This window comes from Flavivirga jejuensis (assembly GCF_030540765.1).
GTDB classification, from domain to species: domain Bacteria; phylum Bacteroidota; class Bacteroidia; order Flavobacteriales; family Flavobacteriaceae; genus Flavivirga; species Flavivirga jejuensis.
The window spans coordinates 463,390-485,459 of record NZ_JAUOEL010000001.1 but is presented as its reverse complement, the minus strand read 5'-3'; the positions used below and the strand labels follow the sequence as shown (position 1 = coordinate 485,459).

Genomic DNA, 22,070 nt, shown 5'->3' with positions numbered 1-22,070 from the left:
TTTAATGTAAAGGATGGATACTAATAAAAGAATATTGCATATGAGTTTCAATTAATAGAACATCATACCATTACAAAAGGAAGCAATAGTTTAAAATCTATTTTTAAAAACTTGAATTAAATAATTAATATTTAACCCCAAAAACACCAATTACCATGCGTACTTACAATGTACTCTTACTTTTGTTATTATTATTTTTTACTTCCTGTAGTTCTAATGAGATTAATATAATTAGTACAAACATCCCAGATAATTCTACTGGTCAAGAAATTAAAGAATCTGTTATTCTTTCAGATTTTGAAAGAGATGGAGTTATCATTATAAATCCTAATCAACCACAAGATCAACACAAATACCTTTTTAATATTTACCCTAATAGTTCAAAAAGCATAGGGAAAACAGAGCTATCATCCAGTTATTCGGTTTCTGGCGACAAATCATTAAAGGCTATAATGACCAGTGGGCCATTATATCTGCAAATGTATAATTACTCGCAAACTGATTATGTCTGGCATTGGACAAGACAACATATAGATGAAGGGCAAGAATGGAAAGAAAACACATATAATCGTTTGCGATTTTGGATCAAATTACCTGAAGGGATAGAAAGAAAGGTCACTGGTCAACCAAACCTACATTTTGGCACATATTTTCGTGCCAGGAATGGAAATCCTAGTAGTGCAGAATCTGGAGGCGGACATTATCATCATTATTTTAATCTTGAATCTGCTGGTGGCAACTGGCAACAAGTAATTATTGATTTTCGCCCTACTCACAATAGAGGTGATAACGGTAATATAGAACAAGGAGTAAAGCAATACCCAACAAACGAACAAGACTTCAATTATTTTGATGCTTTAACCAGGTTTTATATTTGGGGAGATTTTGCTACAAATTCTTCAGCTTTTTATTTTGACCGATTTGAATTTTACAGGGATGAAAATGATGAGAACATTAAACAAATTTGTACACTTACAGGAACTTATAATAATATTAATAATGAATTTATTCTTGGCTGGTCTCGGGATAAAAATGAAGGCCAGTTAGAATTTGAAGTGCATTATGCCTTTGATGATATTCATAAAAATGGATGGTATTCCAGTATACCAGCTCCAGGTGGGATAGTATCTTCATGGAATGAAGATTCTTATAATATACTTGGATATAATACTTCTGATATTGATCTGGAAAACCACACTCAGATTTATTTTGCTATCAAACCAAAGAATAGCGATCGTTTCAGACAGATTATAATTCCTATCAATAAAAAAAACTAAAAAATTATAAACCGTTGCTTCACATGAATGAATTTAAACTAACAACAGGCTAAAGTAAAATTCCTATTTTTAGTTTTTTTATATATTTATCAACCAAAAAGTTAAACCAAATAGTTAATAATGACAAAAGAAAAAAATACAACTACTGAAAACCTCATATTAGAAGCTGCCAAAAGTGTGTTTCAGCTTAAAGGAATGGATGGTGCTAGAATGCAAGAAATAGCAGATGAAGCTGGTATCAATAAGGCAATGCTTCATTATTATTATAGGAGTAAACAACTTTTGTTTGAAGCAGTATTTAAAAATGCATTTAAATTGATGACAACACATCTTGGTGAAATTTTGAATGATGATTTATCTATTGAAGAGAAGATTAGAAATTTCACTTTTAACCATATTTCATTTATTATGGAACATCCATATATGCCAGGTTTTATTTTTCAGGAACTTAACAGAAATCCAGAATTCATCTTAAATATAAAAAAGGAAATAGGGCTTCCTAACCTTGAAAAATTTAAGAAACAACTAGACGACGAAGTGAAAAATGGACATCTAAAACCCACCAATGCCGAGCAGTTATTCATCAATATAATTGCCCTAAATGCTTTTCCGTTTCTTGGAGCCCCCCTACTCAAAGCAGTTACAAATATGGAAGACCTTCCGTTTGAAAAGCTGTTAGATGAGCGTAAAATAGAAGTCGCGAATTTTATAATTAATTCAATAAAAGTATAAAATGTTTCAAAAAACAATCATAGCCTTTGTGATACTCTGCTTCAGTATAAAAACAAGCGCACAAAACGCGTCTATTATAACCCTGAAGGAAGCCTATGTAAAAGTAGAGGCAAATTATCCGCTCCTTTTAAATAAAGGGCTGTTAAATGAAGTTTCCAAAACCAATACAGACATTATAAAAAAAGGAAAACTACCTACCATTAGCCTTAATGGTACAGGGCAATTACAATCTGAAAACTTAAGCTTTGGAATGGCTGGAGGACCTGTGAATATAGACCTTCCTTTGGAGAGTTATAAAGGATATGTAGACGTTAACTATAATATCTATGATGGCGGTTTAACCAAGGCTCGGCAACATATTGAAGTTGCATCGTTGGAAGTACATCAACAAGAACTTAATGTGTCGCTTCGCAATCTAAAAGATAGAGTGAATGCACTCTTTTTTGTCATTAAATTATCACGCCAACACCAATCATTGCTGCATACCTCTATACACGATATTAGTACCAATATAGAATCATTGCAAGTTGGTTTTGATAATGGAACAGTTTTAGAAAGTGAACTTTCAAAATTAAAAGTTCGCAAGCTGGAACTAGAATCGGAAGACGGACGGCTTACTGGAGACATAAAAGCCTATTTAGGAGTGCTTAATACACTTTTAGGAACGAACCTTTCAGAAAATACAATACTACAGATTCCCGAAATGGTTTTAATGGATAACCTTCCAAACATTTCAAGACCAGAGCAAGTTTATTATGATTCTAAAAAAAAGCTATTGCAAGCACAGGGAAAGACCATAGATGCTAATAGAAAGCCTAAAGTTTCGCTATTTGCCCAAGGAGGTGTTGGATATCCGAATCCTGTTAATTTTTCCGATGTTTCAAATGCGACCTATGCATTAGGAGGGGTTCGTTTAAACTGGAACATTCTAGATTGGGGCAAAGCTAAAAAAGAGCGCGAAAAAATAGAGATACAAGTAAAGCAAGTACAAGTAAATAAAGAAACTTTCGAATTTAATATTGTTTCACAGCAAAAGGAATACCAAGAAAAAATAGTCGCTTTAGAGGAACAAGTGAAAAAGGATAATCAAATAGCAGCACTTCAAAAAGATATTTTAGCGCAAACACAAGTACAGTTACAAGAAGGAGTTATAAAAGCCAATGATTACCTCATTCAAATCAATGCCGAATTATCTGCGCGCCAACAACTAAAATTACATCAAATACAAATACAACAATTACAAGTAAATTATTTAACCCTATTTGGAAAATTATAATATTATGCAAATAAAATCAATAACCGCCATCTTCGTTGTCGTATTGCTGCTTTCTTGCGGAAACTCCGAAAAATCCGATGCTTACGGAAACTTTGAAGCCACTTCAGTAACTATTAGTGCCAAAGGAAATGGCGAGTTACTACAATTCAATATAAAGGAAGGCATGAAACTTCAAAAAGGGATTAATGTAGGCTTAATAGATACAACACAATTGCATTTAGAAAAGTTACAAGTCATTGCAAAATTAGAAGCTTTAGACTTTAAATTACAGGAAGCGGCTCCAGAAATTGCTATTTTATTAAAACGAAAAAGCAATTTAGATAGAGAACGGAACAGAACCCAAAATCTAGTAGCAAAAAAGGCAGCAACCCAAAAACAACTCGATGATTATAATGGCGAAATAGAGGTGGTCGACCAGCAAATAAGTTCAACCACCAGACAGATTAATATTGCCAATCGCAGCATTTTATCAGAGCGAAAACCTTTAGAAGCACAAATTGCGATTTTGAGAAATAAAATAAACGACCATGAGATTAATAACCCGATAGAAGGTACCGTATTATCCACTTTTGTCGAAGTCGCCGAACTGGTAAATCAAGGGAGACCATTATATAAAATCGCCAATCTAAACACTTTAAAACTAAAAGCATATACGAGCGCTCTGTTACTTCAAAAAGTGAAATTAAATGATAAGGTGACTGTATTAATAGATAGTGATGAGGATAGTTATACAGAACTGGAAGGTACCGTTACGTGGATTGCAGATGAAGCTGAATTTACGCCAAAAAGCATTGAGACCAAAGAGGAACGAGTTAACCTGGTTTATGCGTTAGATGTAGAAGTAAAAAACGATGGATTGCTTAAAATAGGAATGCCAGCAGAAGTCATTTTTTCTAATAAAAACAGAGACTAATGGATGCAATCACAGTAGAACATATCACAAAAAAATATGGCGATGTGCTAGCTTTGAACGATGTGTCCTTTACCGTGGGTAAAGGCGAATTGTTTGGACTTATTGGTCCCGATGGTGCAGGAAAGTCAACACTTTTTAGAATACTAACAACACTTTTACTTGCCGATAAAGGCAAAGGAACTGTTGCAGGACACCCAATTGTAAACGAGTACAAAGAAATACGTAAAAAAGTAGGTTATATGCCAGGACGCTTTTCTTTGTATCAAGATTTAAGCATCGAAGAGAACCTATCCTTTTTTGCTACCATATTTGGTACGACAGTAGAAGACAACTATGATTTAATAAAGGATATTTATGTTCAGATAGAACCCTTTAAAAAGAGATTAGCAGGTAAACTTTCGGGAGGTATGAAACAAAAGCTGGCATTGTGTTGTGCTTTAATTCATAAACCCGAAGTCTTATTTTTAGATGAACCTACCACAGGTGTCGATGCCGTAAGTCGTGTTGAATTTTGGGACATGCTTAAGAAACTAAAAACCAAAGGAATTGCCATTTTGGTAAGCACACCATATATGGACGAAGCCACATTGTGCGATAGAATAGCCCTTATTCAAAATGGAGAAATTCTAAAAATTGATTCGCCGCAGCAGATGATTTCCAATTTTGAAAAACCGCTGTTTTCTATTAATTCTACAGAAACGTATAGGTTATTAAACTATCTACGAGTACAGAATTTTACAGAAAGCGTATTGCCTTTTGGAGAAAATTTACACCTGATTACCAATGAACCGTATGAGGCTTCTCAAATAGAGTATCATTTAAAAATTGCGGGGTTTTCAGATAATACAGCAAAAACAATTCAACCTACAGTTGAAGATATATTTTTAGATATAAGCCAACCTGTTAATTAAGAAAAATGAACACACCTTTTGCCATAGAAGTAGACAAACTCACCAAGCGTTTTGGCGATTTTATTGCTGTTAACGCCATTACTTTTAAAGTTAAAAAAGGGGAGATATTTGGATTCTTAGGTGCTAATGGCGCTGGTAAGACCACAGCTATAAAAATGTTGATTGGTTTAAGCAAACCTACAGAAGGTATGGGGAAAATTGCGGGATTCAACGTAGATACCGAACCTGAAAAAATCAAAAAAAACATCGGCTATATGTCTCAAAAATTTAGCCTGTATGATGACTTGACCGTTGTTGAGAATATTCAGTTTTATGGGGGTATCTATGGGCTTTCAAGGAAAAAGATAAAAGAAAAAACCACAGAAATACTAGAAGAATTGGAGTTAACAGAAGTATCTAAATCATTGGTTATATCCTTGCCATTGGGTTGGAAACAACGTTTGGCATTTGCCATATCTATGGTGCACGACCCAGAGATTGTTTTTCTTGACGAACCCACGGGAGGAGTAGATCCTAGAGTGCGCAGGCAGTTTTGGGAAACCATTTATCAGGTGGCTGAAAAAGGGCGTACCGTTTTTGTTACGACACATTATATGGATGAAGCAGAATATTGTGACAGGGTTTCTATTATGGTTGCAGGAAAAATTGAAGCATTGGACACACCACATAATTTAAAGCAACAATTCGAGGCAACATCTATGGACGAAGTATTTTTAAAACTAGCACGCTAATGTTCAAAATATTCAAAGCATTTGTAAAAAAAGAATTATATCACATTATTCGTGATAAACGTACGCTAATTATTCTTTTTGGAATACCCATTGTACAAGTGCTCCTCTTCGGGTATGCTGTTAGTACCGAATTTAAAGATGCTTCTATAGATGTATTAGATTATGCCAAAGACGAAACTAGTATACAACTCATACAACATATACAAAGTTCAGGACATTTTACACTCAATAAAGTATTAACGTCAGAAGCCGATATAGAAAGTGGTTTTAAAGAAGGTAACGTAGCTCTGGTTATGGTAATTCCTAAAGATTTTTCTTCAGATTTTTATGGAAATAATCCGTTAACTATTCAATTGATTGCGGACGGGTCAGATCCCAATAAAGCAAATACTTTGGTACAATATACTACAAGGTTGATTCAAAGCTTTCAGAAAAACAAATTACAACAAATAGAAAATCCTTTTTTGATTACTGTAGAAGATAGAATGCTATATAACCCTCAGTTGATAAGTGCTTATAATTTCATTCCAGGAACCATTGCTTTTATTTTGCTTATTATTTCGGCAATGCTTACATCTCTTGCTATAACTCGGGAAAAAGAATTAGGCACAATGGAAATTTTATTGGTTTCGCCCCTACCGCCTTTACTTATCATTTTAGGTAAAGTAACGCCCTATGCGCTACTCTCATTTATAGATGCTATTCTGGTACTTATTATTGGTCATTTTGTCTTTAAAGTACCCTTACTGGGAAGTCTCATCCTATTATTACTGTGTTGTTTATTATACGTAATTCTGGCCTTGTCCTTAGGTATATTTATTTCTACCAAGGCAAAAACACAACAACAGGCCATGCTTACTTCTATGATGGGATTAATGCTACCAACAATGATTTTATCTGGGTTCATTTTTCCTTTTTCGAGCATGCCTCAAGTTTTACAAGTCATCGGAAGTATTGTAGTTCCCGCCACTTATTTTATTGAAATATTAAAAGCTGTGATGCTACGTGGTGTTGGTTTTCAATCCGTTGTGATTGAAATAGCAATTTTATTAGGAATGACCATTGTATTACTAGCCTTGGCTTTAAAGAATTTTAAAATACGACTAGAATAATGAACATTTTAGCATATATCATACAAAAAGAATTTATACAGATTATACGTAACAAGGCTATTTTGCCTATGATGACTGTATTGCCAATCGTTCAACTCATTGTATTGTCAAATGCAGCTTCCAATGAAGTTAAAAATGTAAACGTAGTAGTTGTGGATATGGATCAAAGTGAGAGTTCAAGAACACTCAACCATAAAATAATAGCCAATGATAGAATAACACTTGTCGCTACTTCTTTTAATACCAATGAAGCCTACTTTTATTTACAAGAAAACACAAGTGATATTGTCATAGAGATTCCGCCTAATTTTGAAAATGATTACATAAATGGTAAACAACCTAAGATACAGTTGCTGGTTAACGCTACTAATGGGCAACAGGCCATAGTAGGATCGGGCTACTTAAAAGCGATCGTTGCGTCATTCAATGCAAAACTGATTCAGAAAGTAATACCTGATATTTCCATATCAAAGCAAAGTAACACCACCATTTCCTCGAGGTACTGGTACAATCCTGAGTTAAAATACACCCATTTTATGGCTCCAGGTATTCTAGCCCAACTTACCGCATTATTAACCATTATACTTTCGGCGATGAATGTTGTACGAGAACGAGAAGTAGGTACTATTGAACAGATTAATGTAACACCGCTTAAAAAATGGCAATTTATTTTAGGGAAATTAATTCCATTTTTATGTATAGGCTTGGTTCTTTTTACAGTAGGCATTATTGCCAGCAAATTAATTTTCAATATTCCTATACTAGGAAACCTACTCTTGCTTTTTGGCTATACAACGCTTAATATCATTGCTGTATTAGGACTAGGTTTACTCATTTCTAACTTTGCAGATACGCAACAGCAAGCCATTTTTATAGCCTTCTTTTTCATTATCATTTTTGTGTTGATGTCTGGGCTTTTCACACCCATAGATAGTATGCCAAAATGGGCGCAACAATTGACCATTGGAAATCCTTTGGCTCATTTTATTTCCGTTAGCCGAAAGGTATTAATGAAAGGTAGTGGCTTTTGGAACATCCGATTTGAATTTCTATATACCTTTATTTTAGCCTTTATTTTTAATGGATTGGCAGTATGGAGCTATAAAAAACAAGTATAACAATTTACATATTGAAGACTAAAAAACCCAATATAGACTATGAAGCATAAAGTTAAATACAACTATTAAGAATGATTAATCAGCTCAAAATAAACGATTGGATTAAACTCATGAAGCAGTACACAAGAACTCTTTGGCAATCGGTTTCATTCTGGACTATTGCGATGGCTTTTTTTGCTGTTTTTAGGTACTATGGCATTTTTGAGGACAGTTCGATAAAAGAAGTAAACGGATTGGATATAAATGCCGATTTAAGGATAAAGGTTATGCTATTTGCCCTTTCTGGCTTTTTAATGGGGGTCATCTATGCCAATATAGAATTTGGTTTGGAAAAATATTTTTCAAAAAGATTTTCTATGGGGTTTAATATTTTTTTAAGCACCTTTCTTTATTTCTTGTTTATAGTCTTTATTTCCACTTTTGTAAGGAGTATTGCTAATACAGCTTTAGGCTTAGAGCTTAATATTGAGTTTGGATGGTGGCGAAGTAGCTTAATTTTTAGAGCCGCTATTATATATACGTTTATTGCTTCCATAGTGTTTTCATTTATTAAGATAGCCAATGATAAATTTGGTAAAGGTGTCTTTCTTAAAATGCTATTCGGAAAATATAGGGAACCTAAAGAGGAAAAACGCATTTTTATGTTTCTCGATTTAAAATCCTCAACCACCTATGCAGAAGAACTTGGGCATTTAAAATATAGTCAACTTATTCAAGATTGCTTTTTAGATTTAAATGAAGTCGTTCCGAAATATGATGCTGAAATATATCAATATGTAGGTGATGAAGCCGTGATAAGTTGGCCATACAAAAAAGGATTGGTGAACAATAATTGTGTAGAATTATTTTTTGCATTCACCCATAAACTACACACTAAAAAAGAATACTACATGAAAAAATATGGCGTTACACCAATATTCAAAGCAGGGTTACATGGAGGTACTTTAATGGTCGCAGAAGTTGGTATTGTAAAAAAAGAATTAGCATACCATGGAGATGTCATCAATACATCTGCCCGTATACAGAGTGAATGTAACACGTATAAAGTCTCTTTATTGATATCTGAAAAATTATTGGAAAATCTAAAAATTGAAAGGTACTTGTCCTCTAAATTCTTAGGAAAGGTATTATTAAAAGGAAAACATAATGAAATTAGCATTCATACTATTAGTAAAGTATAATATGCATTTATTTAAGTGCTAATCAAAACATTCAAAAGTTTTTTTGGTTATTCTTTTATCCAAGAGCCCAAAAATTCCTGAACACGTTTCCAATAATTTTCGTTATCCCAAAAACCATGAATGCCTTCATTATAAAAGTAGGAACAAAACTTCGTCTTATCTTGTTCCATTTTTTTAATCAGGTTTCCAGCAAAAGACACAGGTACAAAAGGGTCGTTTTCATCATGATGTAGTTGTACGAAAGACAGTTCTTTTGTAAAATAGATAGGGGAACTCGCAATGAACCTTTTCCTTGCTTGTATCTCCGAAATTTTACCGTTCAGTAGGTAATTGAAAAATAACAACTTAAATTGTTGTGGGTACAAGTCATAAAGAGCTGCCATATCTGTTGGAGCAGCAACGACCACTGTCTTTTTTATTCGTTTGTCTCTTGCCGATGCCAATAAAGAAACTGTACCACCTCTACTTCCTCCGAAGATAGCAATACGGTGTTCGTCAGCAGTATTAAAGATCTCAAGTACTACATTCAAAAATGCCAAAGCATCAGTAGTAGCTCCATCAAAGGCATCCCCTATATTCCCTTCAGACTGGTATTTTTTGCCATCAATGATGAGTTGTTGTCCTCTAAATGATGGAATGACCACTATAAATTCCTTATCCAATTTTTCACCTAAATAATTAGGGAATTGAATTGCTTTGTGATTAAAGTCTTGACTCACATCAAATTCAGTATGTATGCCATCTCCTCCTGTTGCAAAAATGATAACAGGTAACTTAAGCTTTTCTGAATGTTTAGGAACAATAACTGCTCCATAATGTTTATTACCTTCTACAGTATGGGAAAGTATGAAAAGCTTGTTCATATTAGATAAAATAATTGAATCATGCACTACAATATCTTTAGGCAATAAGTCCTTTTGCCTAAGGTTAATGAGTGTTTCATGAATTTCCTGTTGAGAAGGGGGAGATACTATTTGCTGCATAAGAACATCTTTCTTATTTACGTTTGCTTCTTGTCCTAAACAGAAAACGGTGTTAAATAGTAAAAGTCCAATTACAATTTTATACATGGTTTATTGTTTTTAATTAACTAAGAACAAAACAACTATAAAATAGAGTGCCTTGCGCACCATAATGAAGGATGGCACTTATTTTTTAGTGCTACTTTCTATATTTTTTCGGAATTCGGACGGGGTGCTTCCTGTCATTTTCTTAAAGACCCTGTTAAATGTAGTTTTTGAATTAAACCCCGAATCAAGCGCAATGCCCAATAAGGTAATATTATTTTTTGCTGGATTGTACAATTGGCTTTTTACTTCCTCAATTCTGTATTTATTTACAAAATCGTGAAAGTTACTTTTTATATGTTCATTCAATATAAAAGAAACAAGGTTTGGGTCTAAATTTAGAAGTGAAGCAAATTCTCTAAGATTTAAGTTTTCATCTAGATAAACTTTATCTTTCTTCATAAAACGCTCCATACTTGCAATATAAGTTTCTAGCTGTGATTGTGACAGCGAACCGAAATTCTTATTTTCCTTAACCCCGATATTTGGTCTAAAGGCCATGGTTTTAGCATGTCCAAAACCCTCCAATCCTATCCAAAAGGTAAGATAGGTCAATGCCAATAATAGTACATAAAGTGCCAGAACAATATAAATGTACTGTAACTGCAATCCAAAAAATAACTGGAATACTATAATAAAAGGAACCCAAATTATCCATAATAATCTAAAATAGATTATTGATTTTTGCAACCATTTTAATGTAATATCTCTCAGGTTGGAGAAATTCTTCAACGCCCAATTCTCATGTTTTCCAATAACGTTAAGAGAAAGGTTAATATAATGAAACATTGAACCTGCCGTCCAAAAATAAAGAATAAGGGAGCCATAAAAATAGAAGGGGGTATTGTAAAAAATCTGATTGTTCTTTATGCCATAAAGAATATTAAATACTTGCATAAGAATTTCTATTGTTACAGGAACAAAATGCCAATAATCAGTTTTTACAATATTAAAATTAATATTGGTAAGCGCTTTTACATAAAAATAAATTAGAGGGCCAAGTGCCGATAAAAATGAATACGGCATATATAATGTGCCAGGGAATAGATTATCAAGATTTGTGTCTAAAACCATTAAATAGACTAAATGGAGAGTGACAACGACCAGAATTAAGGATAATATTATACTAGCCATTGGTCGGTTACCCTTTTTGAAAAATAAAATTCCTGATAATATAAAATTCTGGACAAGACCAGAGATGATAAAAAAATTAATAGGATTTAGATTGAAAAAAAGATTCTCTGTATTCAAATTTTATGGTTTTAGAACTGCATACAGTTTCGTTATCTAATGATACTTTAAAAAAAAGACGCGAATTCTGAAGTAATTCGTGTTCCATTAACTACTAAAGACCAGTCTCTTTTAATAATTAATCCGTTCTTCCTATATCAAAATAGTCTAATAGACCTTCTGGTAGTAGATAATTTGCTAAGGTAATGTCCAAGGCTTTAAAGTCTTTAAATCAAGTCAAAGTTATAACTTTTTAAAGTTGTCCCCAAGATTTACGCTCCACCCACCAAAGCAATGAAAATCAAACAGTTATAATTGTCGCGTGCAGAATTTGTTACACATAAAAAAATCGCTTAGATATCATATTGATTTCTAAGCGATTAGCAATTTATTCGCGGTCTGGACGGGACTCGAACCCGCGACCTTCGCCGTGACAGGGCGACATTCTAACCAACTGAACTACCAGACCGTTGCTCATTGCGGTTGCAAATATACACGCCTTTTTCTATATCTCAAATGTTTTCTCAAGTTTTTTAAAAATTATTTTAAAAAGAATTATTCAAGACCTCGTATTAGGGTTTTAACTGTAATCATCACACTTGTCTTTTAGCCTACCTCAGCATAAAATTCAGTGAGGGTCTATACAAACTTTTGCCGCTCTACCATGTAGGTAGTGAGAATGTTATTAAAATCCTTATTAATATCTGCCTCCACATATTTGATCTTGTATTGCGCACATTTTAATCTTAAAGCGTCAAAATAATGACTCACGGCTTTATTGTAATTATCTTTTATAGTATCGGCATACAAATTAATATATTCCCCTGTTTCAACATCAATAAAACGCTTTGGCTTATTATCGAAATCAAATATCAGTTCTTTTTCTTTATCAAATACATGAAACAAAATCACTTCATGCTTGTTATATTTTAAATGTTGTAAGGCCTCAAACAATTTCACATCGTCTTCTGATGTTTGAAACATATCTGTAAACAAAAATATCATAGAGCGTCTATGAATCTTTTCTGCTATTTCATGTAAATACTTATACGTTTCTGTTTCTTTATTTATAGGTTTAGAAATTACAGCATCGCTTAAATGATTTAATAACATTTGATGATGGCGTTCGCTACCTTTTTCTGGAGCGTAATAATCGTAATTATCACTATAAATACTTAAACCAACAGCATCTCGTTGTTTTTTTAATATATGCATTAAAGATGCCGAAGCTAAAGCTGAAAACCCTATTTTATTTAAATGATCGATAGAAAACGAATCCATTTTTGGGTAATGCATTGAACTGCTATTATCTATAATGATATGGCACCGTAAATTGGTTTCATCATCGTAGCGTTTGGTGTAAAGCTTATCTGTTTTAGCAAATAGCTTCCAATCTATATGGCGTGTACTCTCTCCTTGATTGTAAATTTTATGTTCTGCAAATTCGGCCGAAAACCCATGAAACGGACTTTTATGTATCCCCGCAATAAAGCCTTCCACAACTTGCTTAGCTAGTAACTCCAAGTTTTTAAAACCGTCTGTTTTATTTAATTCTGCTTGTAAATTCATTCCTTTGAGTTCTTAATTTTTTGAGCTCGGTATAATCCGTCTGCACTTTGTAATAACTTATTTTTTAGTACAGGGCTAAAGTCTAGATTTTCTGCTAAAAATGTTTCTACCACATGAAACGCTTTTTTAGACGAATAGCTTCCTATAGTATTATTAAGCCAATTCTTTGGAAAAAAGATATCTCCTGTTAACTGTATGTCTTCTAATACTTCTAAACATGTTTGTAAATGCTTTTCTGCCACTTTTTGACGTAATGGATGATGTATATTGCTTAAAGCACTTAACACCCAAGATTCTTTTGTTCTATTACTTGCCTCAAAAAAAGATGTCATAAAAGCGTCCCTAACTTTATCATCATTTGATAGTGACGGTAATAGATATTCAAAGCGTTTTTTAGTATCTGGATTCGTAATTTCTGCATTAGCAATGCTTAGTATTTCATCTGTCTTTTCATGATTATAGATTGCTAATAGTGACGCAATACTTGTAAAATCACTTTCATTTAAATTTAACCCCTTAAGCTTTATTTTTTTAGTCCAAACATCATATAAGAACAATTTTCCATTTATTGAATAAGCAATTCCTTTATATAAATTAAACACTGTTTTTTTTAGTCCAGCATCTAAATTTTCACTTAGCATATTTCGTAATAATGGTTCCATATATTGTTGCGCATCAAAGCGTTCTTGATCCGTAAGGTAGTTCCAGAAAACCGATGATAACGCTCTTGAGATAAGATTAACGATCTGTTCTTCTGTTTCATTCTCTATCCCTTTTAAAAGCAAGTAAAAAGTGTCTGTAGGAGTTACTGTGTTCGTAAGCATATTTTCATATAAATTAATATATGCATAGCCTCTAGCCACATTATTTTTAATTGTAGGGAGTATTGCTAGGTTTTCAACATCAATGGGAAAAACACCATAACCAAAAGCATCGTAATTATAAACAATTGTCTTTGGTTTTTGCAAACCTATAACAGCCTTTAGTGACATCTTCTTATCATTTAAACGCACTGTTTTTACAAGTGTTGTGTCTTCGTAAACTAAGCCAATATTAAAGGTTTGTGTCCAAATATTTTGACTTCCGTCTTCTGCCTTTTGAGATATTTCAAAAGTTTCAATTTTACCATCCTTATAAGTAATGTTATTTGTAATTATAGGCCGCCCAGATTGGGTAACCCAAACCTGACTCCACTGCTTTAAATCGATCGTTGTTTCTGCATTTAACAAGTGAATCAAATCGTTCCAATCTGCATTACTATTTTCGAATTTTTGTATATAATTGCGTAAGCCTTTTTTAAAATTATCTTCTCCTATAGCTGCTTCTAACTGCCGCATCATAATAGGTGCTTTATGGTATATAATGTTACCATAAAGTGACCCTGCATTTTTTAAATTATCTAAATTTTGACGAATTGGAGATGCGCCTTTTGTTCGATCTTCACTATAAGCACTCGGATAATGCTGAGACATAAACTCTAACCTATGGTTAACTTCAGGAAATGTAGGATTTGCAATTTTATCGGCCATAAAATTCGCAAAGACTTCTTTTAGCCAAACATCGTCAAACCATTTCATGGTTACCAAATTACCAAACCACATATGCGATACTTCGTGGGCTATTAATTTCCCTCTATTCAACTTCTGATTTAAAGTGGCACTTTCATCTAAAAAAAGGGATGCTTCTTTATACTGAATAGCACCAACATGCTCCATGCCTCCATATTGAAAACCTGGTATGCTGGCATAATCCATTTTTTGAAACGGAAAATCTTTTTGTGTATAATCTTCTAAAAAATTAGCAGATGCTTCATGTAATTTAAAAATTTCGTCTATACTAGATTCAAGCTTAGCTTCATTATTTTCTCTGTAAATCATAGTCATATCAAACGATCCCAAATTCTGCATCGTTTTATTAAATACGCCAGCCACAAAAGAAAATAAATATGTACTCATCTTATCCGATTCACAAAACACATATTTTGTATCATCCTGTTTATCTTCTTTATAATCTAATTTAGAACTGCATAATACTTCCCACGTTTTGGGAGCTGTAATATCTAATACATAGTTGGCCTTTATATCAGGCTGATCAAAACAAGGAAACAATGTACTCGCTCTATCTGGCACTAGTAAAGTATACAAATAATCTTCGGTTCTGTTAAGCGATAATTCACCTGCTATAAACGATATATCTATAGTGTTAGCTCCTAGCTTTAAATATGTTTCTGAAATAATAAGATGTTCTTTTTCATGATGAACATCGATTGTAGTTCCATTTACAGTTACACTTTTAATAAAAGATTTTTTTTCATTAAAATCTAAATACAATGGGTGCTCTAAATCTTTAATTTTTAAGTTCAACTTTAACTCGGAAACTATAGAACCTTCTTTCTTTAAAGGAATATTAAAGGTTAAGTTATAAATTACGTCTTCTACTTGTGTTTTTCTATACGTTGCTAAATCTAATGAAATACCTTTAGACAAAAGCGACTTTTTCTCTTGCTTGGTTTCACAAGAAAAAATAGTTAATAAGCACAAAAAACATAAAAAACTCTTCATAAAGACCACTTTTTAAAACCAGAAAAGGTTTACTGTAATGCAAACCTTTTTATAATCTCTTTAAACTACTAAGCAATATTATAAAACCTTGTCAACAATACCATAAGCAGTAGACTCATCGGCTCCCATCCAATGGTCGCGATTAAAATCTTTCATTATTTTATCAAAAGTTTGCCCACAATTATCAGCTAATATTTGAGCACTTAGCTCTTTAGTAATTATAATTTCTTTGGCTGTAATTTCTATATCACTAGCTTGTCCACGTGCGCCACCACTAGGCTGATGAATCATAACACGTGCATGAGGTTGTATAAAACGTTTTCCTTTCTCTCCTGCAGATAATATTAAAGATCCCATAGATGCTGCAAATCCTGTACAAATTGTTGACACATCACTTTTTAAAGATTTCATACAATCGTAAATAGTAAAACCAGAAGTTACATAGCCACCAGGGCTATTAATATATAAATGAATATCCTTAGTATCTAAAGCATCTAAATACATTAAACGTTCTATAACATGCTTGGCAGAAGCATCATCAACTTGCCCCCACAAAAACACTTTGCGTTCTTCTATTAATTTGCTATCAATAGCATCTTGCAATTTTATTTGTTCACTCATATTTTTAATTTTCATCTAAAATAAAAAAAGGTTTGCCATAATGACAAACCTTTTCAATTTTCTTTTTCTATATTTTTTCTATACTTTTTTACAAAAGCGAATCTATTGCTTCTGTATATGCATTTTTTGGAGCTACACCAACTTGTCTTCCAACAACTTCTCCGTTTTGAAAAACCAAAACAGTTGGGATATTACGAACACCATATTTTGCAGCAAACTCTTGATTTGCATCTACATCGACTTTACCAACAACAGCTTTACCATCGTATTCCCCACTAATTTCTTCAATAATTGGTCCAACCATTCTACAAGGTCCACACCAAGCAGCCCAAAAGTCAACCAATACTGGCTTATCACTTTTTAATACAGTTTCTTCAAACGTTGCATCTGTTATCTCTAATGCCATAATATTTATGTTTTAATTCGTATTTTATTTTTAATAACACAAAATTAGTCAAAATTTTCACGAAAGCTTACAAACCAACAATTTGTTTTGCCTATAACCGTATTGTTTAGAGTTATTTTCAGCTTAAGAGCACATATACAGCCATATACAGACAAGCTTTTCGTCCTTATTTTTCGTATAAGAACAATGTATTCTTTAAGTTAAGTTTAAACTTTTTCACCTTTTATATAAATGTAAATTCATTTAAAAGCAACCAAATAGTTGCATATAAAGAATATTTGTTTTAGTTTAGCAACCGACAAGTTGCATATTAATCAAAAAACAGAATAATTATGAATGATGTTATTAAAAAAGAAAAGGTATTTAAACACTCCATAGACAAAGTATGGAATGCCATTTCTAAAGCTGAAGAAATCTCAGCTTGGTTTATTCAAGCCGATTTTAAGGCTCAAAAAGGGTACCAATACACTTTTACCTCTGAAGCAAACGAAAAAGGTTGTACAACCATTAGCGGAGAGGTTAAAGAATCTAACCCTTATAAATTAGTTTATACTTGGGTTGTTGCCGAAATAAAAGTAGAAACTACAGTAACTTGGTTGTTAGAACCAACCGAAGGTGGCACCAAATTATATCTGGAACATTCTGGCATTTCGAATTATGAAGGAGAAACTGCCGTAAAAATGTTTGAAAGCTTTAACGGTGGTTGGGACAATTGTATAAACGGACTATCCGGTTACTTAAAAGAGCTAGTAAATGCAGGATAAAATAACTAAATTATTTAAAGCAATTGCAGATCCAACAAGGCGTGATATTTTTCACGCCTTAGTTATAGCGACTTCCGCTTTATCTATTACCCAAATATCCAGTCAGTTTGACATTAGCAGACAAGGTGTTACCAAACATATTAAAACTTTAGAAGAAGCTGGTTTGGTAAATATTAATACAAACGGTCGGGAACGTTTTTGTTATGCCAACGCAAAACCCTTAAAAGAGGTTAGCAAATGGGTAGAGTTTTACACGCAATTCTGGGATAACTCACTACAAAACTTAGAAGACTTTTTAAATAATTCAAAAGATGCTTAATAACACAAAAGAAGTAGACAAGCAGGACATAATAAATTACAGAAAGCAATTAGAAGTTAATGTTAACGCTAAAGAAGTCTTTTCTGCTTTAAATGAGAACCTACATTTATGGTGGAGCAAAACAAGCAATACCGAATTTAAAGCAGGAGGGCAATTCACCATTCATTTTGAAAACAACTATTGGTGGACCTTTAAAATTGTTGAATACACGCCTAACAAAGAACTCGTTTGGAAATGTATTGGCGGTGAACCTGATTTTAATAAAGAATGGATAGGGCACGTATTACATTGGAAAATTGAAGAGCAAAACGGAAAAACTTTAATTAATTTTCATCAAGTTGGACTTACCCCAAATATTAATTGTTACGAAATATGCTCTACTACTTGGGATCATTATATTACTAATAGTTTAAAAGGCTTTTTAGAGACCAATAAATAAACTTTCTATAATTCAAATAACCAGAAAGATATTGAATTATGAAAATTATTACTTCATGTTTGGCAAAAACACAGCAATATTAAATTTGTCTCTTATTTAAGAAATGAAAAATATCCTGTTATATATTTAAATACAACAGGATATTCAGTATAAATTATGAAAAATAAGCTCTAATTACTTTTTAAGAATTTTTAAGTTAGCTACTTTATTATCTTCTCTAACTTTAACAATATATAAACCAGAATTTAAACTACTCATATCTACAGAATTACCAGAAGTTTTTATTATAGCTTTTCCCGTAATATCAAATACATTAATTTCTAAAGAGTTGTTGCTTGCAGTTTCAATTTGTAAAAAATCAACTACCTCATTAGGGTATGCTTTTAGTTCGCCAAAAGCAAAACCAGCTATACTAAGTACATTTTCATTGTAAACATTTAACATTTGTGCAGCCGTAAGCTCAACGTCAAAAATTCTAACGTCGTCTATTCCACCACCATCAAACCACTTTGTAGTATTATTTCCTCTGGTGCCTATATAGATTTTGTCCGCAGTTGTACTTAACACAATATTTTCATTACCGCCTCCTCCAGCGTCATTGTCATCAACTGCAACACCATCTAAATAATATACAATGTCTCCTAACGTTCCAGCACTAGGATAAGTATATGCTACATGGTGCCAGCCAAGATCTTCAATATCTTCTCCATTTGTATAAAAATGCTTAAGATTAGCCCCAGATACACCTAATTGAATTTCATTATTGGCAGCAGCAAACGTAAATGTGGTTCTTCCATAAGAACCACCAGGAGCAGCAGGGTCTCCCATGTTCACTATAGTATGTGATCCATTGGTTGTATCAAGTCTATCATCATATCTAACCCAAGCAGATACAGTACGAGCATCGCTACCTGTAATACTTGAGTTGGTCGTACTCCTAATTTGAGCATCAAAACCACCTCCATTTTGAATTAAATTATATGAGGGATCTGTGTCATCACCAATAAGAGTAAAATTTATAGCAGCGCTGCCTTCTATATTATTAGCGCTGTAAGGTACTGTAACCCCAGCACTATTAGCACCACCAACTTCAAAGGCTAAACTACCACTTCCGTCGTTATTTAAATTGTTATCAAACTTTAAATGCACTACAGGTGTTTGTGCTTGTACAGTTGCAAATGTTAAAAATAAGATTGCAACAAAAGATAATTTTTTTAGTAATTTTTTCATCATAAATAGTTTTTAAAATTTCATGTATGTAAATTATTTAAAAAAGGAATCATCGTGTTTTTTTTTAGACTAACAACAGTAACGCGCACACAGACAACATTTTAGGTGTTTTTTTTTATCGATTTAAATATTTTATCTTACAGCAATTGTAGGACGTTAATCACGAATTCCTAAAAATTTAGGATAGATTTTTTAATATTTAATGTTGACATTTTAGTTATCTCACTAAATAGTGGTGTTAATTATTTAGAATTAATGATATTTTGTTAGCAATAGTGTTTAAATTTTAGCTAGAAGCAGTGGAAGCAGAAGGCCAATTCACCATTCATATTGAAAATAATTATTGGTGAAACTTTAAAATTATTGAATACTCCCTAACCAAGAACTATTTTGGAAATGTATTAGCGCCCCCCCTTTTTAATAAAAAGATATTAGACCTCAGAGCAAGCCCTGACCCCAATAATAGAGACCACCCCAAGAGTCGAGGTATTATACGGTAGATCAATATTTTATCTGAATTAATTCAACTTACAATTTTGAATGCGTCTTACAAACTTCTCAAAATTGAATATCCGTAACCCTATCAATAAATTTTGATTCATCGAAATAAATTCTATATTTGGTATTGCTATAGCAATAATCAAACCCCAAACAACTATACTTATGAACAAAACAACTACTCTTGTTTTTGCATTGTTAATCTATGCAATTTCATTTTCACAAAATGCCAATTTAGATAGAGAATACGTTAGTGTTTCTTATATTAAATTACCTTCAAAACCTATATTAGATAATAGTAAAAGAACTTATTCTTCTAACATAAGAGCTATATCCTTATCAGGGTTCTCCAGAGTAAAATCAAATGGCACTTTAGACATCAACTATAATTTTAATGGCACACAAATAGGTGAAGTTGATATAAGAAAAACCAAGCATGAGAAAAAAGACAAAGACGGTAAAGTAACTTCTACGAGTTATACTTACAAAGTACATATCCCATACACTTCTTCTGCTAGTTTATCGATTAGTAATGCTGTGGTTATAGAAAACAATTATAATAGAGATTTTTCTGAGAATGATCATTACGAAAGCAACTCATTTTCAACTTACAAAGCTGCACAAAATCATTATAATAATAACCGTTATAATATACGAAACAAATACACTTCAAAGCATAAAAAGAGCATTTTAAATATAATAAATAGTAATTTAAATACAACTTATGGCTATGTTCCAGCTAACTATAATACTGTAGTCTTTTGGATTCTAGGTAACAAAAAGCATCCAGAATATCAAAAACACATGGAAAATTATGGTATTATGAAAGCTGCTTTTGCCAAAATGAAATATGACCAACCCGTTTCTGGTTTAAAGACAGAGCTAGAACCTGTAATAGATTATTTTAATAGCTTAATACCAAAATACGTTGGAACAAAGAAAAAGATGGCTAAAATGAGATATGCTAGCTATTATAATATTGCTAAAATGTATTACTATTTAGATATGCCAGAAAAAGCTAAAGAGTATGCTGAAAAGTTAATTGAAAACGATTATGATAAATCTCATGGCAAACACTTTATTCGCATATCTGATGAATTATTAAAGAAGTTTGAAATAAACGAAACGAACACCAGACATTTTGAGGTTATAACCGAAGACCTTACTAATATTGAAGAAGCCCCTGAAGCTGAAGAAGCATCTGGTTCAAATACTAAATTAGAATTAGTTAAAGCTTATTTAATTTCTAAAGTTGGAGATACCATTTTAGTAGATATAGAAACTAAAGATGTTAAGAAAATAGCCTATGAAATAAGAACGGTACAGTATGCAGATAACGGTACCCCAGTAGGCACTAAAGTCGAAAATGCTAAAGATTTTAATGAAGTTTTATTTGTTGATGGTACACATTATAAGAATGTAATGTTCAAAGAATCTGGTGTAAAAAATGGCAATAACAATGCAGTTTCAGCTCAAATGTTATTAAGTGGAGCTGCAGAAAAACTTTGTAAAGTATTATTTGAATCAGACAAAATCAATTTATATCATTTTAATAATGAAGAGCCTGTGATCTTTACTCCTGGTAGTGAAAAAGGTAAATCTACTTTATCAACAGGATATGTATTTGGTTTTAAAAAGAATCTGGTTAAACTTGCTAAAGGATGCCCAGCTTTAATAGAAAAAGCAGAAAACAAAACATTTAAAAATACCCCAGAAGATCTAATGACGTTTTGCAAAGAGCTAGCTTCTTGTAAATAGGATAAAATATTAAATTAAAAAAGAGACTGTCTAAAAAGTGATGAACTTTGTCATCCAGAGATCTGTGTTAAAAATTTTAACTAGCGAATGAAATGACGTAATTGGAGTGTCATCCTATGTTTGCAAAAGGTTTGTGTCATTCAGAGGCATTAGACCAAAAATTTCTCAAGTGGAGGGAATGACGTAATTGGGTGTCATTCAGAAGGAGGTACGACTGAAGAATCTTTAGAGATTAATTATAAAGATTCTTCGCTGTGCCCTGAACGACAAACAACTAAAAACCAATCACTTATAAAAAACATCAATGATAGCAAAGCGAAAGATCTTATTTATCTAAAAATCAAAAACATTAAGGTT

At 32.6% G+C, this 22,070-nt stretch carries 20 protein-coding genes and 1 tRNA gene; 13 read left to right on the top strand and 8 right to left on the bottom strand.

All coding sequences use genetic code 11. The annotated features are described in order from the left end of the window. Positions 1-155: 155 nt before the first annotated feature. From Q4Q40_RS02170 to Q4Q40_RS02130, 9 genes are all read left to right on the top strand, one after another. Positions 156-1,277 carry a hypothetical protein gene (locus Q4Q40_RS02170; protein ID WP_303300033.1) on the top strand — a complete coding sequence of 374 codons (1,122 nt, stop codon included), beginning with the start codon at positions 156-158 and terminating at the stop codon, positions 1,275-1,277. A gap of 120 nt (positions 1,278-1,397) precedes the next feature. Continuing rightward, positions 1,398-2,009, top strand: coding sequence for a TetR/AcrR family transcriptional regulator (locus tag Q4Q40_RS02165; protein WP_303300032.1), 612 nt, complete (start codon positions 1,398-1,400; stop codon positions 2,007-2,009). A gap of 1 nt (position 2,010) precedes the next feature. Beyond that, positions 2,011-3,285: a TolC family protein gene (locus Q4Q40_RS02160; protein ID WP_303300031.1), complete on the top strand. Its 1,275-nt coding sequence runs from the start codon at positions 2,011-2,013 to the stop codon at positions 3,283-3,285. A 4-nt stretch (positions 3,286-3,289) separates the two neighbouring features. Next, complete coding sequence (locus Q4Q40_RS02155; protein WP_303300030.1) at positions 3,290-4,198, top strand: HlyD family secretion protein; 909 nt, start codon at positions 3,290-3,292, stop codon at positions 4,196-4,198. Further along, a complete protein-coding gene (locus Q4Q40_RS02150; RefSeq protein ID WP_303300029.1) occupies positions 4,198-5,109 on the top strand; it encodes an ABC transporter ATP-binding protein in 912 nt (303 codons plus the stop codon). Before Q4Q40_RS02155 ends, Q4Q40_RS02150 begins: the two co-directional genes overlap by 1 nt. Positions 5,110-5,114: 5 nt before the next feature. Next, the gene (locus tag Q4Q40_RS02145; RefSeq protein WP_303300028.1) at positions 5,115-5,840 is read left to right on the top strand and encodes an ABC transporter ATP-binding protein; all 726 of its coding nucleotides are present in this window, start codon (positions 5,115-5,117) and stop codon (positions 5,838-5,840) included. Continuing rightward, entirely contained in the window at positions 5,840-6,952 is a 1,113-nt protein-coding gene (locus Q4Q40_RS02140; RefSeq protein ID WP_303300027.1) for an ABC transporter permease, read from the top strand. Before Q4Q40_RS02145 ends, Q4Q40_RS02140 begins: the two co-directional genes overlap by 1 nt. Continuing rightward, positions 6,952-8,070, top strand: a complete 1,119-nt coding sequence (locus Q4Q40_RS02135) for an ABC transporter permease (protein WP_303300026.1) — start codon at positions 6,952-6,954, stop codon at positions 8,068-8,070. The genes Q4Q40_RS02140 and Q4Q40_RS02135 overlap by 1 nt, the downstream gene beginning before the upstream one ends. A gap of 110 nt (positions 8,071-8,180) precedes the next feature. Next, positions 8,181-9,251, top strand: coding sequence for an adenylate/guanylate cyclase domain-containing protein (locus Q4Q40_RS02130; RefSeq protein WP_303300025.1), 1,071 nt, complete (start codon positions 8,181-8,183; stop codon positions 9,249-9,251). Between the two features lie 47 nt (positions 9,252-9,298). On the opposite strand, the gene Q4Q40_RS02125 is transcribed toward Q4Q40_RS02130, so the two are convergent. The 7 genes from Q4Q40_RS02125 to trxA all read right to left on the bottom strand — a co-directional run bounded on the left by Q4Q40_RS02125 (position 9,299) and on the right by trxA (position 16,705). Continuing rightward, positions 9,299-10,321, bottom strand: coding sequence for an alpha/beta hydrolase family protein (locus tag Q4Q40_RS02125; protein WP_303300024.1), 1,023 nt, complete (start codon positions 10,319-10,321; stop codon positions 9,299-9,301). A 78-nt stretch (positions 10,322-10,399) separates the two neighbouring features. Further along, positions 10,400-11,452, bottom strand: coding sequence for a helix-turn-helix domain-containing protein (locus Q4Q40_RS02120; RefSeq protein ID WP_303300023.1), 1,053 nt, complete (start codon positions 11,450-11,452; stop codon positions 10,400-10,402). A 491-nt stretch (positions 11,453-11,943) separates the two neighbouring features. Then, a tRNA-Asp gene (locus tag Q4Q40_RS02115) sits at positions 11,944-12,017 on the bottom strand. Between the two features lie 170 nt (positions 12,018-12,187). Continuing rightward, positions 12,188-13,117: a DUF58 domain-containing protein gene (locus Q4Q40_RS02110; protein ID WP_303300022.1), complete on the bottom strand. Its 930-nt coding sequence runs from the start codon at positions 13,115-13,117 to the stop codon at positions 12,188-12,190. Next, a complete protein-coding gene (locus Q4Q40_RS02105) occupies positions 13,114-15,678 on the bottom strand; it encodes a M1 family metallopeptidase (RefSeq protein WP_303300021.1) in 2,565 nt (854 codons plus the stop codon). Before Q4Q40_RS02105 ends, Q4Q40_RS02110 begins: the two co-directional genes overlap by 4 nt. Before the next feature lie 78 nt (positions 15,679-15,756). Next, the gene (locus tag Q4Q40_RS02100; protein ID WP_303300020.1) at positions 15,757-16,299 is read right to left on the bottom strand and encodes a ClpP family protease; all 543 of its coding nucleotides are present in this window, start codon (positions 16,297-16,299) and stop codon (positions 15,757-15,759) included. A gap of 88 nt (positions 16,300-16,387) precedes the next feature. Beyond that, the gene (gene trxA / locus Q4Q40_RS02095; RefSeq protein WP_136480345.1) at positions 16,388-16,705 is read right to left on the bottom strand and encodes a thioredoxin; all 318 of its coding nucleotides are present in this window, start codon (positions 16,703-16,705) and stop codon (positions 16,388-16,390) included. A gap of 332 nt (positions 16,706-17,037) precedes the next feature. Between trxA and Q4Q40_RS02090 the strand changes: the two genes are divergently transcribed. From Q4Q40_RS02090 to Q4Q40_RS02080, 3 genes are read left to right on the top strand one after another with little or no spacing between them, the layout of a single operon-like run. Continuing rightward, the gene (locus Q4Q40_RS02090) at positions 17,038-17,469 is read left to right on the top strand and encodes an SRPBCC family protein (protein ID WP_303300019.1); all 432 of its coding nucleotides are present in this window, start codon (positions 17,038-17,040) and stop codon (positions 17,467-17,469) included. Then, on the top strand, positions 17,459-17,788 hold the full coding sequence (locus tag Q4Q40_RS02085) for an ArsR/SmtB family transcription factor (RefSeq protein WP_303300018.1): 330 nt from the start codon (positions 17,459-17,461) through the stop codon (positions 17,786-17,788). The genes Q4Q40_RS02090 and Q4Q40_RS02085 overlap by 11 nt, the downstream gene beginning before the upstream one ends. Further along, the gene (locus tag Q4Q40_RS02080) at positions 17,781-18,227 is read left to right on the top strand and encodes an SRPBCC family protein (protein ID WP_303300017.1); all 447 of its coding nucleotides are present in this window, start codon (positions 17,781-17,783) and stop codon (positions 18,225-18,227) included. Before Q4Q40_RS02085 ends, Q4Q40_RS02080 begins: the two co-directional genes overlap by 8 nt. Before the next feature lie 174 nt (positions 18,228-18,401). On the opposite strand, the gene Q4Q40_RS02075 is transcribed toward Q4Q40_RS02080, so the two are convergent. Continuing rightward, entirely contained in the window at positions 18,402-19,457 is a 1,056-nt protein-coding gene (locus Q4Q40_RS02075; protein ID WP_303300016.1) for a LamG-like jellyroll fold domain-containing protein, read from the bottom strand. Between the two features lie 663 nt (positions 19,458-20,120). Here Q4Q40_RS02075 and Q4Q40_RS02070 point away from each other — a divergent pair. Then, positions 20,121-21,713, top strand: a complete 1,593-nt coding sequence (locus Q4Q40_RS02070; RefSeq protein WP_303300015.1) for a hypothetical protein — start codon at positions 20,121-20,123, stop codon at positions 21,711-21,713. The last annotated feature ends 357 nt before the right edge of the window (positions 21,714-22,070 follow it).

Excerpts from the sequence above, each read along its gene's own strand:
- Q4Q40_RS02170 (WP_303300033.1), top strand. The coding sequence starts at position 156 with ATGCGTACTTACAATGTACTCTTACTTTTGTTATTATTATTTTTTACT.
- Q4Q40_RS02165 (WP_303300032.1), top strand. The coding sequence starts at position 1,398 with ATGACAAAAGAAAAAAATACAACTACTGAAAACCTCATATTAGAAGCT.
- Q4Q40_RS02160 (WP_303300031.1), top strand. The coding sequence starts at position 2,011 with ATGTTTCAAAAAACAATCATAGCCTTTGTGATACTCTGCTTCAGTATA.
- Q4Q40_RS02155 (WP_303300030.1), top strand. The coding sequence starts at position 3,290 with ATGCAAATAAAATCAATAACCGCCATCTTCGTTGTCGTATTGCTGCTT.
- Q4Q40_RS02150 (WP_303300029.1), top strand. The coding sequence starts at position 4,198 with ATGGATGCAATCACAGTAGAACATATCACAAAAAAATATGGCGATGTG.
- Q4Q40_RS02145 (WP_303300028.1), top strand. The coding sequence starts at position 5,115 with ATGAACACACCTTTTGCCATAGAAGTAGACAAACTCACCAAGCGTTTT.
- Q4Q40_RS02140 (WP_303300027.1), top strand. The coding sequence starts at position 5,840 with ATGTTCAAAATATTCAAAGCATTTGTAAAAAAAGAATTATATCACATT.
- Q4Q40_RS02135 (WP_303300026.1), top strand. The coding sequence starts at position 6,952 with ATGAACATTTTAGCATATATCATACAAAAAGAATTTATACAGATTATA.
- Q4Q40_RS02130 (WP_303300025.1), top strand. The coding sequence starts at position 8,181 with ATGAAGCAGTACACAAGAACTCTTTGGCAATCGGTTTCATTCTGGACT.
- Q4Q40_RS02125 (WP_303300024.1), bottom strand. The coding sequence starts at position 10,321 with ATGTATAAAATTGTAATTGGACTTTTACTATTTAACACCGTTTTCTGT.
- Q4Q40_RS02120 (WP_303300023.1), bottom strand. The coding sequence starts at position 11,452 with ATGGCTAGTATAATATTATCCTTAATTCTGGTCGTTGTCACTCTCCAT.
- Q4Q40_RS02110 (WP_303300022.1), bottom strand. The coding sequence starts at position 13,117 with ATGAATTTACAAGCAGAATTAAATAAAACAGACGGTTTTAAAAACTTG.
- Q4Q40_RS02105 (WP_303300021.1), bottom strand. The coding sequence starts at position 15,678 with ATGAAGAGTTTTTTATGTTTTTTGTGCTTATTAACTATTTTTTCTTGT.
- Q4Q40_RS02100 (WP_303300020.1), bottom strand. The coding sequence starts at position 16,299 with ATGAGTGAACAAATAAAATTGCAAGATGCTATTGATAGCAAATTAATA.
- trxA (WP_136480345.1), bottom strand. The coding sequence starts at position 16,705 with ATGGCATTAGAGATAACAGATGCAACGTTTGAAGAAACTGTATTAAAA.
- Q4Q40_RS02090 (WP_303300019.1), top strand. The coding sequence starts at position 17,038 with ATGAATGATGTTATTAAAAAAGAAAAGGTATTTAAACACTCCATAGAC.
- Q4Q40_RS02085 (WP_303300018.1), top strand. The coding sequence starts at position 17,459 with ATGCAGGATAAAATAACTAAATTATTTAAAGCAATTGCAGATCCAACA.
- Q4Q40_RS02080 (WP_303300017.1), top strand. The coding sequence starts at position 17,781 with ATGCTTAATAACACAAAAGAAGTAGACAAGCAGGACATAATAAATTAC.
- Q4Q40_RS02075 (WP_303300016.1), bottom strand. The coding sequence starts at position 19,457 with ATGAAAAAATTACTAAAAAAATTATCTTTTGTTGCAATCTTATTTTTA.
- Q4Q40_RS02070 (WP_303300015.1), top strand. The coding sequence starts at position 20,121 with ATGAACAAAACAACTACTCTTGTTTTTGCATTGTTAATCTATGCAATT.